The 18,011-nt window shown below is 72.8% G+C and carries 9 protein-coding genes and 1 tRNA gene; all 10 read right to left on the bottom strand.

Annotated features, from left to right (window positions below):
• Window positions 1–77: 77 nt before the first annotated feature.
• On the bottom strand, window positions 78–3,017 hold the full coding sequence (locus ACWCPY_RS21435; RefSeq protein WP_451267180.1) for a hypothetical protein: 2,940 nt from the start codon (window positions 3,015–3,017) through the stop codon (window positions 78–80).
• A 2-nt stretch (window positions 3,018–3,019) separates the two neighbouring features.
• A complete protein-coding gene (locus ACWCPY_RS21430) occupies window positions 3,020–4,867 on the bottom strand; it encodes an HSP90 family protein (RefSeq protein ID WP_451267178.1) in 1,848 nt (615 codons plus the stop codon).
• 55 nt (window positions 4,868–4,922) lie between these two features.
• The gene (locus tag ACWCPY_RS21425; protein ID WP_451267176.1) at window positions 4,923–5,909 is read right to left on the bottom strand and encodes a hypothetical protein; all 987 of its coding nucleotides are present in this window, start codon (window positions 5,907–5,909) and stop codon (window positions 4,923–4,925) included.
• A 159-nt stretch (window positions 5,910–6,068) separates the two neighbouring features.
• A tRNA-Thr gene (locus tag ACWCPY_RS21420) sits at window positions 6,069–6,142 on the bottom strand.
• A 118-nt stretch (window positions 6,143–6,260) separates the two neighbouring features.
• Window positions 6,261–7,805 (bottom strand): alpha/beta hydrolase, encoded by a 1,545-nt coding sequence (locus tag ACWCPY_RS21415; protein ID WP_451267174.1) that lies wholly within the window; start codon window positions 7,803–7,805, stop codon window positions 6,261–6,263.
• 135 nt (window positions 7,806–7,940) lie between these two features.
• Entirely contained in the window at window positions 7,941–9,146 is a 1,206-nt protein-coding gene (locus ACWCPY_RS21410) for a DNA polymerase III subunit delta' (RefSeq protein ID WP_451267172.1), read from the bottom strand.
• Window positions 9,147–9,357: 211 nt separating this feature from the next.
• Window positions 9,358–12,495 (bottom strand): dTMP kinase, encoded by a 3,138-nt coding sequence (tmk, locus tag ACWCPY_RS21405; RefSeq protein ID WP_451267170.1) that lies wholly within the window; start codon window positions 12,493–12,495, stop codon window positions 9,358–9,360.
• Between the two features lie 175 nt (window positions 12,496–12,670).
• A complete protein-coding gene (gene topA, locus ACWCPY_RS21400) occupies window positions 12,671–15,529 on the bottom strand; it encodes a type I DNA topoisomerase (protein WP_451267168.1) in 2,859 nt (952 codons plus the stop codon).
• A gap of 330 nt (window positions 15,530–15,859) precedes the next feature.
• Window positions 15,860–16,057, bottom strand: coding sequence for a hypothetical protein (locus ACWCPY_RS21395; protein ID WP_451267166.1), 198 nt, complete (start codon window positions 16,055–16,057; stop codon window positions 15,860–15,862).
• Window positions 16,058–16,462: 405 nt separating this feature from the next.
• A complete protein-coding gene (locus ACWCPY_RS21390; RefSeq protein WP_451267164.1) occupies window positions 16,463–17,977 on the bottom strand; it encodes a DUF7059 domain-containing protein in 1,515 nt (504 codons plus the stop codon).
• Between the last annotated feature and the right edge of the window lie 34 nt (window positions 17,978–18,011).

The following is an 18,011-nucleotide window of genomic DNA, read 5'->3' as shown; positions in this document are numbered from 1 at the left end:
GCCGCCCGGCCCACCGCGCGGCGGGCCGGGCGGGGCTCCGTACCCCGATAGGACACGGCAGCGCCGCGCCCGCCTGGTCACCCCCCGTCGCGCAGCCGGTTCGCCAGCGAGGACAGCGGCTCGGCCTCCTCGGTGTGGCCGAGGGCGCTCAGGCGGGAGACCGCCGCGTCGAGGCGGTTGAGGGCGGGGGCGGGGCGTTCCAGGTAGATGCCCTCCACCGCAGCGGCGAGACGGACGCACTCCGCCCACTCCTCGGCGTGGTCCGCCTCCTGCCCCGGATCACCGAGCAGGGCGAGGGCCTTCTCCAGTGCCGCCAGGGCGGCATCGCACTCACCGGCGTAGGCGTTGACCCGCCCGTGTTCGTAGGCGAGGGCGGTGTCCAGGGAACGGCCTCGGGCCCGGAACCCGTCGGCGCGGGCGTCATCGGCGATCCGGCCTGCCTCGGCGAGGCGGTCCAGGGCGTCGGCCAGGCCGTCGGAGCCCTGCTGCTGGGCCTGGAGACGGGCGAGTTCGCGCAGGCAGTTGCTGAGCTGCTCATAGCGCGGGGCCTTGGCATGGGCGGCGAGCGCCTGGTCCACGACCTCGCGGGCCCGGCCGAACTCGCCGGACTCGCCGAGGAGTACGGCCGTCTCCGCGGCGATCATGGCGTGGCTCCCGGGGTCGTCGTCCCAGCCGGCCGACTCGGCCGCGAGGGCAACGAACTCCGCCGTGGCGGCCTTGAGGTCCTCCCCCGTGTGCAGCGCTCGGGCGCGGGTCAGGCGCAGCTGGGCGACGAGCCGGTCGTCCAGCTCTCCGGCGGTGACGTCCGGTTCTGCCAGGAGGGAGTCGAGCAGGGCGATGCAGTCCTCGACGCGGCCCAGGTCGAGGCAGAGCTGGGCCGCGTTGCTGTAGGTGCAGAAGGCGTCCGTGCGGCTGCCGTCGCGCAGGTTCAGCTCCGCCGAGCGCGTCAGGTGCCGCAGCGCCTCGTCGGGGCGGCCGAGGTGCATGCAGGCCTCGGCCAGATCGCCGTGGAAGCGGGCGGCTTCGACCACGCCGGCCGGCCAGTCGGCGGCCAGCCGCAGGCCCTCCGTCAGGTCCGCGTGCGCGGCCTGCGCGTCCTGGAGTCCGATCCGGAGCCGGCCGCGCAGTCCGAGCGCACGGGGCAGGTGCCAGGCGGGTCCGTGCTCCTTCAGCCGGCCGAGGAGGCCGTCGATCCCGGCGACCGCGGCGGGCAGGTCGCCGGAGAGGGCGTATGTGCCCGCCCGCAGCAGGAGGGCGCCGGAGATCTGCCCGGCGAGGTCGTGGCGGGTGGCGAACGCGTGCAGCAGGTCCACCTCGGCGAAGACCGGCGCGACGTGCTCCTCGCTGCCCGAGGTCTGCAGGCGCATGCCGAGCGCGGTCGCCCGCAGCCGCAGCAGGCGGGCTTCCTGGTACGGGGCGAGGCCCGACGTCTCCTCGTGCAGGCGGACCACGGACGCGTGGGCATCGGTCAGCGCGGCGACCATCGCCTCGGTCCTGTCCGCGCCTTCGTCCTGTGCGGGGATCTCGGCGGCGGTGAACAGGGCGCAGGCGCGGGCGATCGCCGCGTCACCCGGCGCTCCGGCGTCGTCGTACAGCCCCGCGGCCTCCTCGTGGAGAGCGGCGGCGTCGGCGAACTCTTCCTTCTCGCCCGCCCGCGTCGCCTCGTCGCTCAGCAGATCCGCGCGCAGCCGTACGAGCGGGCCCACGGCCGGGTCGTCGGGGTGGGTGTAGCCGCGGGCGGCGACGAGCGTGCGCAGCCGCGCCCAGCAGGCCTGGGCATCCGGGTGTCCCTGTTCGTCCAGCTCCCGTGCACGTGCGATGAGTTCGGGCAGCGACTCCGGGACGGGGTCGGCCGTACGGGCGGCGGGCGCGGCAACCGCGGCGACCGGGGTCGCGTCGTCGAGACCGCGGGTGCGCAGGGTCAGTTCCAGCGACTCCAGAAGCGGGGCACGGTCGAGGCGTGCCCTGCGGCGGTCGGTGTGGGCCGTGGTTGCGTTGCGGGCGTCGAAGCGGGCGGCGAGGTCGTCGGCGCGACCGCGCACCTCGGCCCGGAGTGCGGCCACCGTCCAGCTGCGGCCCGCGTATCCGGCGGCGGGCAGCTCGACGTGGCCGAGGTGGTCGACGCGCTGGAGGAGGACCTCCACGCCGGTCAGGAAGTCGAACAGGTCCAGCGGCGAGTCCACCTCGTCGAACAGGCTCCGGTTCTCGGCGAGCAGCTCCAGCCCGCGTGCCTCGTTCCCGGTCAGCGCGCAGAACTCCAGGTGCCGGCCGACCTCCCGGGACATCGAGGGGTTGCGGCGGCAGCCGCGGTAGCCGGCAAGGTGCAGTTCGCGGGCCCGGTCGGTACGGCCGGTGCGCAGCAGGGGCAGCAGCGCGTGCGAGGCGGAGCGGGCCGGCTCCTCCTGGCAGGACTCCTTCCCGGCCAGGACGGGCTCCCAGACGCCCAGCGCCCGCTCGTCGTCACCCGCCGTGAGGTGGTGCAGGGCGAGCTCGCAGATCTCGCAGGCCTCGCAGTCGCTGAGCCGGGTCCGCGGACGTCCCGCCCACAGCTCGTAGGCGAGAGCGGTGTCCTCGCCGACGTGGACGGCGAGCTGGAACGCCTCCCCGTAGTAGGGCTGGAGGCCCAGGCCGGCCTTCTCGTACCGGTCGCGCATCTCCTTCAGCCACTGGCGCAGGCTGGCCAGCGGTATCTCGGGCAGCTCGCGCAGGGCGCCGGCCACCCACTTGAACCGCCAGAACAGCGTGTGGCGCCGCCGCTCGTCGAAGACATCGGGCTGCTCGTCGAAGAGGGTGAGCAGGCGGGCGAAGACGACGGGAGACTTCCGGGGTTCGGATCCGTAGGTGTACGCCTCGTGGAGCTCGAAGAGCGCGTCGACGAGCGGGGCGGGCTCCTCGAACTGCTCGGCGGCGTCGACGAGTTCCTCGGCCGTGACGGTGCGGAGGCGGCCGTAGGGGCGCCGGTCGTTCTCCTGGAGCGCCTGGTACAGCTCGTCGGTGGTCTGGGGTGCGGTCGGCATCGTCAGCTGTCCTTGCGGAGGGCGTGGGCGAGAAGGTCGAGGAAGGAGCGGTTGATGAGGCTCGACTCGGCGGGCCTGAGCGGACGCCGGGACAGCATCGCCGCCTGCCCGTAGAGGGCTTCGGCGCTGGTACGGGCCAGCTCGGGCTCGTCGATGGCGACGGCGGCGCGGACCAGCGGGTTGAGCTGGTTGAGGATCAGCTGGGCCCGCGGGGCCTCCTGGCGCAGGGCGCCGAGGATGTCGCCCCACAGGCCGCCCTCCTGTTCACGGGCGAGCTGGGAGCGGGTGCGCTCGTGCCGGGCCTCGCGGCTGTCGACGAGGAGGGCGGGGGCGGAGGCGGGCTGGAAGGTGCGCAGCGCGACGTCGCAGTCGAAGACGGCGAGGGCGTCGCGGGCCAGGGCCAGGTACGCCATCGCGGCCAGTTCCGTCTCGCGGTCGACGGGGTCGAGATGGGCGGTGAGGGTCGCCGGGTCGAGGTCGGCGACGCTGACCTCGGGCCTGATCTCGGGAAGCCGGTGGACCAGTTCACGGTCGTAGGTGTAGCCGCCGTTGACGACGCCGAGCCCGGCAGCCGAGGCTATCGCCGCGACCTGGCGGAACTCCTCCACGCTCGACGTCACGAGCACGGTGCGGTGGGTGCGCGCGAACTCGTCGAGGGTGGCGTGCCCGTCGGTGGTCTCGAACGGCAGCCAGGGCAGCAGCATCCGCAGGATCTCGTCGTCGTGCACCGCCAGCGACTTGACGGCCAGGTGGTGGGCCTGGAGGAAGCGGCCGAGCAGGTCCGGGTCGCTGGCGGCGGCCCGGGCGATCCACGCGCGCAGCCGCTCGGCGAGGGCCTCGCGGACGGCGGCGAGCGTGTCGTCCTCGTACAGGGACTCGCGGGACGCCGTCGGGCGCAGGCTCTCGGCGTCGACGACGCAGCGGACGAAGAACGCCCACTCGGGCAGGATCTCCTCGGCCTGCTCGGACAGCAGCATGCCCTTGACGTGCACGCGATGGCCGTGGCGGCGCCCGGCCGGCACCGCCTCGGGCAGCACGCACGCGATGCCCTTCAGCCCGACGGCCGGCAGGTCCAGCTCGATGGTGTCCAGCGGCGTGAACCCGAAGACCTCCTCGCCGTACGCGGCCAGCGCCCGGGAACGGGCTCCCGGCGTGGGGTACGAACGTGCCCAGGGTGCGGGCTCCGGGTTGACGGCCGCACCCTGACCCCCCGTGCCGTCGTCGAAGGTCACCGGGTGGCGCAGCAGGGAGCCGAAGTGCCGGGCCAGCGCCTGCACCCGCGCCGGCCGGGTCCACTCGCCCGTGTCGGCCCGCGGCGTCAGCGTGACGGTGGTACCGGGCCGGGGGCGGGCGGATGCGGGCAGGGTGCGGACGGTGTAGCTGCCGTCGCCGCGCCCCCGCCACTCCACCGCGCGTGCGTCGGGGGTGCGGGCGGAACGGCTCAGGACATGGATCTCGTCGGCGACCAGGAAGCAGGAGAGCAGGCCGATCCCGAACTGGCCGATGAAGTCGCCGCGTTGCTCGGCGATCCGTTCGGCGCGCTTGCTGCTGCGGCCGATCGTGGCGAGGAAGCTGTGCACATCGGCCTCGGTGAGACCGACGCCGTCGTCCTCGACACGTACCACCGAACCGTCGGCGTACAGGCGGATGCCGAAGGCGTCGGCGGAGGCGTCCGGATCGAGACCGCGCCGCGCGGTCAGCGCGTCCACCGCGTTCTGCAGGAGCTCGCGCAGGTAGACGCGGGGGCTGGAGTAGAGGTGGTGGGAGAGGAGATCGACGAGGCCGCGCAGATCCACCTGGAAGGTGCGATCGGCGCCGGCCGGGGTCGTGGCGGTGTCGGGCAGATTCATCGGGCAGTCCGGAGTGGGAGAGGCGGTGGGTGGCGGGACCGGGTCCGGCGTGTGCTCAGACGCGGCGGTGCTGACGGGCGAACTGCTTCTCGGGGTCCGCGAAATAGGCCCAGGGCCAGCGGGTGTAGGCGCCGTCGAGCGCCTGGAAGACGCGCCGGACCGTGTGGCGCTCATCGGCCAGCGACAGGGCCATGGCGAACATGTTGAAGTCCTGCTGCCAGCCCGGTCGCCGCACATAGTCGGGGTGGAGGATGCTGTGATCGGCGGCGTTGCGCAACTCGGCCTGGATCGCGGGAGTCACGAGGCAGTTCGCACGCTCCGACTCGACCCATTCCTCGATGTGCGCCATGGCGATCACACAGCCGATCCGGTGACCCTGCGGGGCACGGGCGAACGCGTCGCGGGCGAACGCCATGGCCTGGCCCGGCTCGCCGCCCCAACGGGGCTGCAACTGCGACAGCCACTCGACGTGGGTCTCCTGGTCCAGCGGTTCGCGGCGCAGGGCGGCGTCGAGCCGGGTCCCGTTGACAGCGGACCCCAGCGACATGCCACGGCCGGAGGTGAGGAGTTGACGCCACGGCGTGACCCACTCCGGCCGCAGCTCGGCGGCCTCCAGCAGTTGCTCCTCGGCGATCCGGAGCCGCTCGTGGAAGACCCGCCACTGCTCCTGCGTGACGTTCGCGGCACGCTCATCGGTGCGCGCGTCCCAGCCCCATCTGATGTAGCGCGTCCCGGATATCAGCAGGGCCGTCGCCCGGTGCTCCTCGTCCTCCTCGACGGCGCGGCCGATCCAGTCCTGCAAGCCGTCCAAGTCGGCGAACTCACCGAGAACTTGATGGTCACGACCGAGATCGAACGGAACCAGCGCCGCCTTGACCGCCTCCCAGTCCCCCGCGTCGGCCGCCTCCACCACGGCGAGCACCCGCTCGTCCCCGAGCGCGCGCAACGTGTACATCCCGTTCTTCCGCCTGCGCGGGACAGGAAGGGCGTGCGGATCTGCCTCCGGCCTCTCCCCACCCCTGCCGAACAGCTTGCCGAACATCCGAGCCCTCCCCTGGTCCCGCGCGATCGTCCGGTGCAGCATAAGCGGCCCCACCGACATCGCTTCCACGGAGTATTCACGGATGCTTCACAGCCCCGACCCAAAGGTCATCCACGAAAAAAACCCCAGGTCAAATGCTTGACCTGGGGTTTTCTACTGAGCCGCCTTCGGGATTCGAACCCGAGACCTACGCATTACGAGTGCGTTGCTCTGGCCAACTGAGCTAAGGCGGCACGCCCTGTCGCACCATGGTGCGATCAGCAGCGTCGCCAAGTCTACACAGTTTCCGGGGGTGCTCCGTACCAGCCTCGTTCTGGGACGTTTTCGCAGGTCAGGGGTGAGGCCGGGTGGTCAGGAGCAGTTCTTGCCCTTGGCCGGCGGAGTGCCTTCCAGGAGGTAGGTGTTGATCGCCGTGTCGATGCAGTCGCTGCCGCGGCCGTACGCCGTGTGGCCGTCGCCCTGGTAGGTGAGGAGGGTGCCGGAGTCGAGCTGGCCGGCCAGGGACCGGGCCCACTTGTACGGGGTGGCCGGGTCGCGGGTCGTGCCGACGACGACGATCGGGGCGGCGCCCTTCGCCTCGATGCGGTGGGGGGAGCCCGTGGCCGGGACCGGCCAGTCGGCGCAGTTCAGGGCGGCCCAGGCGAAGGCCTTGCCGAAGACCGGGGACGCCTTCTCGAAGCCGGGCACGGCCCGGGTGGCGGCCTCGGTGCCGGCGAAGGCGGGGGGCAGGTCCAGGCAGTTCACGGCGGCGTTGGCGAACATGAGGTTGGCGTACGTGCCGTTCGGCCGGCGTTCGTAGTAGCTGTCCGACAGGGCGAGCAGACCGGAGCCGTCGCCGTGCTGGGCGGCGGAGAGGGCCTCACGGAGCTGGGGCCAGGCCGATTCGTCGTACATGGCGGCGATGACCCCCGTGGTGCCCAGCGACTCGGTGAGCCTGCGGGAATCGCCGGTGGCGATCGGGTGGGCGTCCAGATCGGAGAAGAACCGCTTCATGCGGGTGGCGGCCTCGGCGGTCGAGGCGGTGCCGAGCGGGCAGTCCTTCTTCTTGACGCAGTCGGCGGCGAAGGCCTGGAACGCGGTCTCGAAGCCCGCGGTCTGCTCACGGTTGAGCTCGACGGCGTCGAGCGAGGGGTCCATCGCGCCGTCGAGGACCAGCCGGCCCACCCGGGCGGGGAAAAGACCGGCGTACGTCGCGCCGAGGAAGGTGCCGTACGACGCCCCGACGTAGTGCAGCTTCTCGTCGCCGAGCAGGGCTCGCAGCATGTCCATGTCGCGGGCGGTCTCGACGGTGGAGACATGGGGCAGGATCTCGCCGGAGCGCTCCTCGCAGCCGCCCGCGAACTGCTTGAACGAGTTGTTCAGCGCGGTGACCTCGCGGGCGTCGTCCGGAGTCTGGTCGACCTGGGTGTAGGCGTCCATCTGCGGACCGGTGAGACATACGACGGGCTCGCTGCGGGCCACTCCGCGCGGGTCGATGGCGACCATGTCGTACCGGGCCCGGACCTGCGCCGGGTAGCCGACGGCCGCGTAGCTCTGGAGATATTCGATGGCGGAGCCGCCGGGGCCTCCGGGATTCACCAGGAGGGAGCCGATCCGCTTGCCCGGGCCGGTGGCCTTCTTGCGGGAGACGGCCAGCTTGATGTCGCCGCCGTCCGGCTTCTTGTAGTCCAGCGGCGCGATCATCGTGGTGCACTGGAATCCCTCGACACCGCAGTCCCGCCACTTCAGTTGTTGCGCGTAGTACGACGTGAGCCCCGCGGGGACGGGCGGCGCGGACGATGCGGCCGATGCGGACGGCAGGGCGCTTGTCGAACTACCGCCGGAGCAGCCGGAGATGAGAAGGCCGGCTGTGCCGAGCGCGGTGGCGAGAATGCGGAGCGAGCGCCTGGAGTCCATTCCCGGAGCGTAGTCGCCACAGGTCGGTTCGCCCGATTCGCTCCCCGTACGGGTGAATGGGCGACCATGAATGAGCGATCGTGAACGGGCCGGGTGCGGATGGACCGCCACGAACCGGGCCGCGGGCGGGCCGGGTCAGCCCGCGCGCAGGGCCATCGTCATCGCCTCCACCGCGAGCAGCGGCGCCACATTGCGGTCCAGCGCCCGGCGGCAGGCGGTCACCGCCTCTATCCGGCGCAGGGTGCGCTCGGGGGTGGAGGAGCGGGCGATGCGGTCGAGGGCGTCCTGGACGTCCCCGTTGGCGATGGCGATCCGCGAGCCGAGCTGGATGGCCAGTACGTCGCGGTAGAAGCCGGTCAGGTCGGTGAGCGCGAGGTCGAGGCTGTCGCGCTGGGTACGCGTCTTGCGGCGCTTCTGTCTGTCCTCCAGCTCCTTCATCACCCCCGCGGTACCGCGGGGCATCCGTCCCCCGGCAACGGCGCCGAGCGCGGCCTTCATCTCCTCGGTCTCCTTGGCGTCGACCTCCTCGGAGACCTGCTTGGCGTCATCGGTGGCGGTGTCGATCAGCTCCTGCGCGGCCTTGAGGCAGCCCCCGATGTCCTCGACCCGCAACGGCAGCTTGAGCACGGCGGCGCGGCGCGAGCGGGCCCGCTCGTCGGTCGCGAGGCGGCGGGCCCTGCCGATGTGGCCCTGGGTGGCCCGGGCGGCGGACGCGGCCCGTTCCGGATCGATGCCGTCACGTCTGATCAGGACGTCGGCCACCGCGTCGACGGGGGGTGTGCGCAGTGTGAGGTGGCGGCAGCGGGAGCGGATGGTGGGCAGTACGTCTTCCAGGGAGGGCGCGCAGAGCAGCCACACCGTGCGGGGCGCGGGCTCCTCGACCGCCTTCAGCAGTACGTTCCCCGCGCCTTCGGTGAGCCGGTCGGCGTCCTCCAGGACGATGACCTGCCAGCGGCCGACGGCCGGGGAGAGCTGGGCGCGGCGGACCAGATCGCGGGTCTCCTTCACACCGATGGAGAGCAGATCGGTCCGGACCACCTCGACGTCGGCGTGCGTGCCGATGAGGCTGGTGTGGCAGCCGTCGCAGAAGCCGCAGCCGGGTGCGCCGCCCAGGGCGCGGTCGGGGCTGGTGCACTGGAGGGCGGCGGCGAAGGCACGCGCGGCGGTGGAACGGCCGGAGCCCGGCGGCCCCGTGAACAGCCAGGCGTGGGTCATCTTCGATCCCGGAGGGACCTGCTCCCCCGCGGAGTGGGCGGTGACCAGCGCATCGGCGTCCCGGGCGGCGGCGCCGAGCTGCTCCTGCACCCGGTCCTGGCCGACCAGGTCGTCCCATACGGTCATGGGTCACCGCCCTTCCGGTGGTGTGCGCGCCGCGCGGCCTCGTGCGATGCCACCGCGCAGCTCCGATGTCGCTGACTGCGGCGCTGATGCCGCCGCTCGTCGGTCCGGCTTCCCCGATCCGACTCCCATTGTGGGGGACGGGTCTGACAATCCCGGCAACAGGACGGTCCGGCTGCCGGGCAGGTACGGGCCCGCCCGGCAGCCTCACGGATCAGCGGCGCGGGCGGCGTCCCCGGCCCGAGCGGCCCGGGTCCCCGTCGTCGGGCTGGTCGCGGTGATCGCCCAGCAGCTCGTCCGCCAGCGTCGGCAGATCGTCCAGCGGGGTCTCCTCGGCCCAGTCGGGACGAGGACGGCGGGCGAGGCGCTCCTGGCGTTCCCGGCCTTCCCAGTGGTCCTGGGCCGGCTGCGGGGTGCCCGCGTGCGGATCGCCGATCTGCGGAAGCTCGCGGGTGCGCTCGTTCTCGCTCTCCGGTGCGGCGCCCGCCGGGCGCTCGTCGCGGAAGATGCCCCGCGGAATCCGGTCCGCCGGATCCGCGTCCCGCACCGGAGGGAGAACCGTCGTCTCGTCCGCCGCACCGGGCCGTTCCGGCCGGCCCCGGAACTTGGGGATCATCGCCGTCTCGGCCTGGTCGGACGGCGTGGCCGGGCTGTCCGGCGCGGGCACCTGCTGCGTCACGTCGTTCGGGTCGACGATCGGCGTGGGCACCGTGATCTCGTTCTCCGGCACGGACGCCGCCGCGGCGGCCTCCGCCCGGGCCTTCTCCGCCGCGGCGGCGGCCTCGGCCTCGGCCCGCCTGCGCGCCTCCTCGGCCCGCAACAGCGCCTCCTCGGCCTTGCGCTGCTTCTCCAGCCGCAGCGCCTCGGCCTCCTTGCGCAGCCGCGCCTCCTCCTCGGCCTGCCTGCGGAGCCTGGCCTGTTCGGCCTCGCGGGCCGCTTCCTCGGCCTCGCGCCGGACCCGCTCCTCCTCGGCCACCCGGCGGGCTTCCTCGGCCCGCTGCCGGGCCTCCTCCGCCTGGCGTTCGGCCTCGCGCCGGCGGGCCTCCTCCAGCTCGCGGGCCTTGCGCTCCTCCTCCTCGGCACGGAGCTTGGCGAGCTGTTCCTGCCGCTCGCGCTCCAGCCGCTCCTCCTCCGCCTTGCGGGCCGCCTCTTCCTCGGCCTTGCGCCTGGCTTCCTCCTCGGCCGCCTTGCGCGCCTCCTCCTGGGCCTTGATCTCGGCCTCGGAGAGCGGCAGGAGCTGGTCGAGCCGGTGACGTACGACCGTGGTGATCGCTTCCGGTTCCTGGCCCGCGTCCACGACCAGGTAGCGGGTCGGGTCGGCCGCGGCCAGGGTCAGGAAGCCGGACCGCACCCGGGCGTGGAACTCCGGCGGCTCGGACTCCAGCCGGTCGGGCGCCTCGGTGAACCGTTCCCGCGCGGTCTGGGGATCGACGTCCAGCAGCACCGTCAGATGCGGTACGAGCCCGCTCGTCGCCCAGCGCGAGATCCGGGCGATCTCGGTCGGGGAGAGGTCGCGGCCCGCGCCCTGGTAGGCGACGGACGAGTCGATGTAGCGGTCGGAGATGACGATCGCGCCGCGCTCCAGCGCCGGACGGACGACCGAGTCGACGTGCTCGGCGCGGTCGGCGGCGTACAGCAGCGCCTCGGCACGGTTGGACAGCCCGGCCGACGAGACGTCGAGCAGGATCGAGCGCAGCCGCTTGCCGACCGGCGTCGCGCCCGGCTCGCGGGTGACGACGACCTCGTGGCCCTTGGCGCGGATCCACTCGGCGAGCGCCTCGACCTGGGTGGACTTGCCCGCGCCGTCGCCGCCTTCCAGCGCGATGAAGAATCCGGTCGCGGCGGGGGCGACGGCCGGGTCGCCGCCGCGCAGCGCCTCGCGCAGATCGCGGCGCAGCGGAACTCCCGAGCGGTCGTCCGTCCTGGCGAGGACGATCACGGCGACCGGCAGCAGCAGCGCGCCGATCAGCATCAGGGCGAAGGCCGCTCCGCCGTGCTCGAAGACGAAGTCGCCCGAGGCCAGCCGGTGGGTGCCGATCACGGCGGCCAGCAGCGGGCCCGCGAGCGCGCCGAGCGCGATGAGGACCCGTACGACGGCCTGGAGGTGCTCGGTGGTCCTGGCCCGGCGGGACTCCTCGGTCTCCTGGTCGACCAGGACATGACCGGTGTGGGCGGCGACGCCCGCCGCGTATCCGGCGAGCACCGCGATCATCAGCACGGTCGCCGTGTCCGGCACCAGGCCCATGGCGAGCAGCGCGATGCCGGTGACGGCGGTGGCCAGCGCGAGCAGCCGGCGCCGCGACAGGGCGGGCAGCACCTTCTCCGCGGTCCGGATGCCGACTCCCGTGGCGCCGGTCAGGGCGAGGATCGACAGCGCGAGGGTGGCGGGTCCGCCGCCCAGGTCGGCGGCGTGCAGCACCGAGACCGCGGCGGCGGCGGCGATGGCACCGGCGACCGCTGCCGACGCGCCGACGATCAGCGGGACGGCTCCGGTACGGCCCCGGTCGGGTCCGCTGCCGGCCGACGGCCGCCGCAGGCCCTCCAGCGGCGAGCGCGGGCGGGGGGTCTGCATACCGGGCAGTTCCAGGAAGTACAGGGTGGAGATCGACGCCGAGAAGAGCCCGGCAGCGACGTACGAGCCGAGGGCCGCCTGGTGGATCGAGAACCACTCCAGGCCCGAGCCCAGCAGGTTGCCGACGAGGGTGGCGATCAGCAGGACGGCCGCCGCGACCGGGATCGCGGCGAAGTCGGTACGGACGGAGAGCCGGCGCAGTGAGTCGAGGTGGTCCGGCAGCGGGCGCACCGCGGCGCCCTCGGGGGGCGGGGCGGGCAGCAGCGCGGGAGCGGCGCCGTCCTTGGCGACCGTCCACAGGCGCTCGGCGGCGCCGATGACGAAGACGGTGATGAGGATCATCATGAGTGCCTTGTCGGGCATCCAGTCGATCCACAGCGGTGCGACGACCAGCAGCGCGAGCCGCAGGCCGTCCGTCCCGATCATCAGCCACCGCCGGTCCAGCGGTCCTCCGGGCGCGGTGAGCGTCGTCAGCGGCCCCAGGAGTACGGCTCCGAAGAGCAGGGTGGCAAGGATCCGGGCACCGAACACCGCGGCGACGGCAAGGGCCGCACCTCGGTACCCGGCTCCGAATGAGCCCTCCAGGACCGCCGCTTGCAGCGACATCAGCACCAGCACGAGAAGGGCGAGTGCATCGCCGGTACTGCCGACGAGCTGCGCGCTCCACAACCGCTTCAGCGGGGGAACACGCAACAGGGCTCGTACGGCGCGCTCGCGTGAGTCTGCGGCAAGTGTGTCGGAGGTGGGGCTCACGACCGTTGGCTGCTCGGCTCGCGTCATCCGCCCAGCCTATCCGGAGCGGCGGGGTCCCCGGAGGCCCCGTCCGAACATATGGGCGCCCGAGCCGTCCCGGCCCTTCCGGTCCGCCCCGCCGGAGCCCGCGCGCGAACGCCGGAGGGGGCCGGATCACCCGGCCCCCTCCGGCGCACTCGACGCGTCCCGCTCAGTGCTGCGCTCAGTCCTCGGCCGACGACGCGGCAGCCGTCTTCTTCGCCGCCGTCGCCTTCTTGGCGGTCGTCTTCTTCGCGGCCGTCGTCTTCTTCGCCGCGGTCTTCTTGGCCGCCGCCGTGGTCTTCTTGGCAGCGGTCTTCTTCGCGGTCGCCTTCTTGGCCGGGGCCTTCTTCGCCGTCTTCTTCTTGGCAGGCCCCTTGGCGCGCTTCTCGGCGAGCAGCTCGTAGCCGCGCTCCGGCGTGATGTCCTCGACGCTGTCGGCGGTCCGCAGCGTCGCGTTGGTCTCGCCGTCGGTGACGTACGCGCCGAAGCGGCCGTCCTTGACCACGACCGGAGCCCCGCTCACCGGGTCCGTGCCCAGCTCCTTCAGCGGCGGCTTGGCCGCGGCCCGGCCGCGCTGCTTGGGCTGCGCGTAGATCGCGAGGGCCTCTTCGAGCGTGATGTCGAAGAGCTGGTCCTCGGAGGTGAGCGACCGCGAGTCCGTGCCCTTCTTCAGGTACGGGCCGTAGCGGCCGTTCTGCGCGGTGATCTCGACGCCCTCGGCGTCCTCGCCGACGACCCGCGGCAGCGACATCAGCCTGAGCGCGTCGGCCAGCGTCACCGTGTCCAGGGACATGGTCTTGAAGAGCGAGGCGGTCCGCGGCTTCACCGCGTTCTTGCCGGTCTTCGGGGTGCCTTCGGGCAGCACCTCGGTGACGTACGGCCCGTAACGCCCGTCCTTGGCGATGATCTGGTGGCCGGTGATCGGGTCCGCGCCGAGCTCGAAGTCGCCGCTCGGCTTGGCCAGCAGCTCCTCCGCGTACTCCACGGACAGCTCGTCGGGCGCCAGGTCCTCCGGCACGTCCGCGCGCTGGTGGCCCTCGGCGTCCTTCTCACCGCGCTCGATGTACGGGCCGTAGCGGCCGACGCGGAGCTTGATGTCGTTGCCGACGGGGAAGGAGGAGATCTCCCGCGCGTCGATCGCACCGAGGTCGGTGACGAGCTCCTTCAGGCCGCCGAGGTGGTCGCCGTCGCCGTTGCCCGCGTCGGACGCCGCACCCGCGCCCGCCGTGTCGTCCTCGCCCGCGCCGAAGTAGAAGCGCTTGAGCCACGGCACGGACTGGGCCTCACCGCGCGCGATGCGGTCGAGGTCGTCCTCCATCTTCGCGGTGAAGTCGTAGTCGACGAGCCGGCCGAAGTGCTTCTCCAGCAGGTTGACCACGGCGAAGGAGAGGAACGACGGGACGAGCGCCGTGCCCTTCTTGAACACGTAGCCGCGGTCCAGGATCGTGCCGATGATCGACGCGTACGTCGACGGGCGGCCGATCTCGCGCTCTTCGAGCTCCTTGACCAGCGAGGCCTCGGTGTAGCGGGCCGGCGGCTTGGTGGCGTGGCCGTCGGCCGAGATCTCCTCGGCGGACAGCGCGTCGCCCTCGGCGACCTGCGGCAGGCGCCGCTCGCGGTCGTCGAGCTCGGCGTTCGGGTCGTCGGCGCCCTCGACGTACGCCTTCATGAAGCCGTGGAAGGTGATCGTCTTGCCGGACGCGGAGAACTCGGCGTCCCGGCCGTCGCTCGCCCGGCCGCCGATCTTGACGGTGACGGAGTTGCCGACCGCGTCCTTCATCTGGGAGGCGACGGTCCGCTTCCAGATCAGCTCGTACAGCCGGAACTGGTCGCCGCTCAGGCCGGTCTCGGCAGGGGTGCGGAAGCGGTCGCCGGAGGGGCGGATCGCCTCGTGCGCCTCCTGCGCGTTCTTGACCTTCCCGGCGTACGTGCGCGGCTTGTCCGGCAGGTAGTCGGCGCCGTAGAGCTGGGTGACCTGCGCGCGGGCCGCGGAGACCGCGGTGTCCGAGAGGGTCGTGGAGTCGGTACGCATGTAGGTGATGAAGCCGTTCTCGTACAGCTTCTGCGCGACCTGCATGGTGGCCTTGGCCCCGAAGCCCAGCTTCCGGCTCGCCTCCTGCTGGAGGGTGGTCGTACGGAACGGGGCGTACGGGGAGCGGCGGTACGGCTTCGACTCGACGGACCGTACGGCGAACGTGGCGTCGGCGAGCGCGGCGGCCAGGGCGCGGGCGTTCGTCTCGTCCAGGTGCAGCACCTGGCCGGAGCCGGGCTTCAGCTGCCCGTCCGGGCCGAAGTCGCGGCCCTGCGCGATGCGGCGGCCGTCGACCGTGCTCAGGCGGGCGGCGAGGGTCGACGGGTCGGAGGCGTCACCGGGGCGGCCGGTGGCGAAGGTGCCGGTGAGGTCCCAGTACTCGGCGGAACGGAAGGCGATGCGCTCGCGCTCCCGCTCGACGACGAGCCGGGTCGCCACGGACTGGACACGGCCGGCCGACAGCCGCGGCATGACCTTCTTCCACAGGACCGGCGAGACCTCGTAGCCGTAGAGGCGGTCGAGGATGCGGCGGGTCTCCTGGGCGTCGACCATCCGCTGGTTGAGCTCGCGCGGGTTGGCGACGGCGGCCCGGATCGCGTCCTTGGTGATCTCGTGGAACACCATCCGGTGGACCGGGACCTTGGGCTTCAGGACTTCCTGCAGGTGCCACGCGATGGCTTCGCCCTCGCGGTCCTCATCGGTGGCGAGGAAGAGTTCGTCGGACTCGGCCAGCAGCTGCTTGAGCTTCCTGACCTGCGCTTTCTTGTCCGCGTTGACGACATATACGGGCTGGAAGTCATGCTCGACGTCGACGCCGAGCCGACGGACCTCGCCGGTGTACTCGTCCGGAACCTCTGCGGCGCCGTTCGGCAGGTCGCGGATGTGCCCGACGCTCGCCTCGACGACGTATCCGGGGCCGAGGTAGCCCTTGATCGTCTTCGCCTTGGCAGGCGACTCGACGATAACGAGTCGGCGGCCGCCCTGTGCGGTCTCGCTGGTCGGGGACAACTTCGCTCTTCTCTCCGGTCGACGCTCGGTGGGCATCCGGGCAGCGCGATGACGCTGCCGACGGTGCTGTCGCTGCGGAGTGTGACGGTACAACCCGCCCCCGTGTCAAACGGCAAAAGCCCGCAACGGCCACTCGAACGGTAACCCGACTTCCGCCATTCCTGCCGCCCGGACCGCCCGGTACGCCGTGTGCGCGGTCGCTGCCTGCGGGTTTCCGGGTGCTGTTGCGGCGCTGCGGGCCCGGGCGGCGGGCCGCTTACGGTCCGGGCGTGTTCCCCGCCACTGCCTGCCGTGTTTCCGCTGGTCCCGGCCGTACCGGTGGGGAGTGGATCAGATACGGGTGAAGCACCACACACCGAGGACGAGAAAAAGTACGCCGAACACAGTGGCGAGAGTGGCGGAGGCGACGGGGCTCACACCATGCGCCACCGGTGCGCGGTGCAGGACGCGCGCCCCCGTCCACAGCAGCAGCGCGGCACCGAACAGCGCGAACGCCGCCCCGGCGAAGATCGCAGGTCCGCTCTCCATACCCGTACGCCTCCCTGTCCCTGCCCGGCCGGGGCGGGTGCGCTCCGGTCCAGGGGGAGGCTGCCACCCGAGGGCGTCACCGATGCGAACCCCGGGTGAATGGCCGGATTCGCCTGTCTCCGCCCCGTCTCGCCGATATGGGGCGGGCGGGGAACGAACACGGGGCGGGCATCCCGGGCGCGGGCCGGCCGGCGAGCCGATCCGGGCGCCGTCCGGAACCCTCGCCCGCGCATCATCCGGAATCCGCGGCCGCCGCGACGCACCGCACGGCGACGAGAAGGAAGTCGCTGATCGCAGCACCCCTTCTTTACGTACGGCGGCACGCGTCCGAAAGGGAACGGAGCCCGGGAGGACCGGCGGCACGACCGGCGCACCACCGGCCGCTCCGGACCGGTCCGGAGCCGATCAGCCCGCCGGAGGAACCGGCTCCAGGAAGCCCTCCTCGACCAGCAGCCGGATCGCCTGCGGGGTCCGGTCACGCAGCAGCACCGGGTCCTCGTCCATCAGCTGGGCGATCGCGTCCAGAATCCGGCCCGCGGGCAGCGACCCGTCGCACACACCCGCGAAGCCCGCGCCGACGGCGTCGACCTTCGTCGCACGCCGCATGCCCCGGTTCTGACGGAGCACCACATGCTCCGGGTCCTCCGCGCCCGGCAGGCCGACCTGCTCCTGCACGACCTCGGCGACCAGGGTGAAGTGCCCGGCCAGGAGCGCCGCGTCGTCCTGCTCGCGGAGGTAGTCCTGGCGGGCGAAGTGGGCCTCGACGGCCGGGCCGAGCGGCTGCTCCACCGCGTGCGGCCACTCCTCGATCACGACGGACGGGCTGCCGGCGGCGGCCGCGGCGGACTTGCGCAGGGTGATCCAGCCGAAGCCGACGCCCTTGGTCTTGAGGGCCTCGAACTCGTCCAGCCAGGCGTCGTACCGAGCGGCGTACTCGGCGGGGTCCGTGCGGTGGTCGCCGCTGTCGCGCAGCCACAGCTCGGCGTACTGCGTGACGTCCTGGACCTCGCGCTGCACGATCCAGGCGTCGCAGCCGTACGGAACCCAGGAACTCAGCCGGCTCTGCCACTCCTCGCCCTCGACGTGCTGCCAGTTGGCGAGGAAGTGGGCGTACCCGCCCTCGTTCAGCCGGTCGCCGGTCTGCTGCACCAGGGTCCGGCACAGGTCATCGCCGCCCATTCCGCCGTCGCGGTAGGTGAGACGGGCGCCGGGCGAGATGACGAACGGGGGGTTGGAGACGATCAAGTCGTACGTCTCGGCGCCGACCGGTTCGTACAGCGAGCCCTGGTGCAGCTCGGCCGGGGCGGCGCCGGACAGCGCCAGCGTCAGCCGGGTGAAGTCCAGCGCGCGCGGGTTGAGGTCGGTGGCCGTGACCCGGGTGGCGTGCTGCGAGGCGTGCAGCGCCTGGATGCCGGAGCCCGTACCGATGTCGAGCGCGGAGGCGACAGGCGTACGGACGGTGATCCCGGCGAGCGTGGTGGACGCCCCGCCGACCCCCAGGACCACGCCCTCCTCGCGCGAGCCGATGCCGCCCGCGCCACCGACCGCACAGCCCAGGTCGGAGACGATGTACCAGTCCTGCCCCTCGGGCCCGCCGTACGGCCGTACGTCGACCGTGGCCCGCACCTCTTCGCCGGTGCGGGTCACCCAGCCGTCCTCGACGCACTCGGCCAGCGGGAGCGCGGCGCGGGCCCGCTCGTACGGCACCGGGCGCTGGAGCAGGAAGAGCCGCACCAGCGTGTCGAGCGGGGAGCCGCCCCGGGTGGCGCGCAGCGCCGGGACCGTCTCGCTGCGGGCGAGCGCGGCGTAGGCGGGCGCACCGAGCAGGTCGAGGAGCCCGTCGGCGGTGAAGGCGGCGGCAAGCAGGGCTTCGCGGAGCCGGGGCGAACGGTCGGGCACGGGGAGACTGGTCGTACTCACCCACCCATTGTGGCCGCTCCCGCTGACAACCGCT

The organism is Streptomyces sp. NPDC002403, from assembly GCF_053593015.1.
Note: the sequence above shows the minus strand (reverse complement) of the source record. Positions and strands in the feature narration are given on the sequence as shown.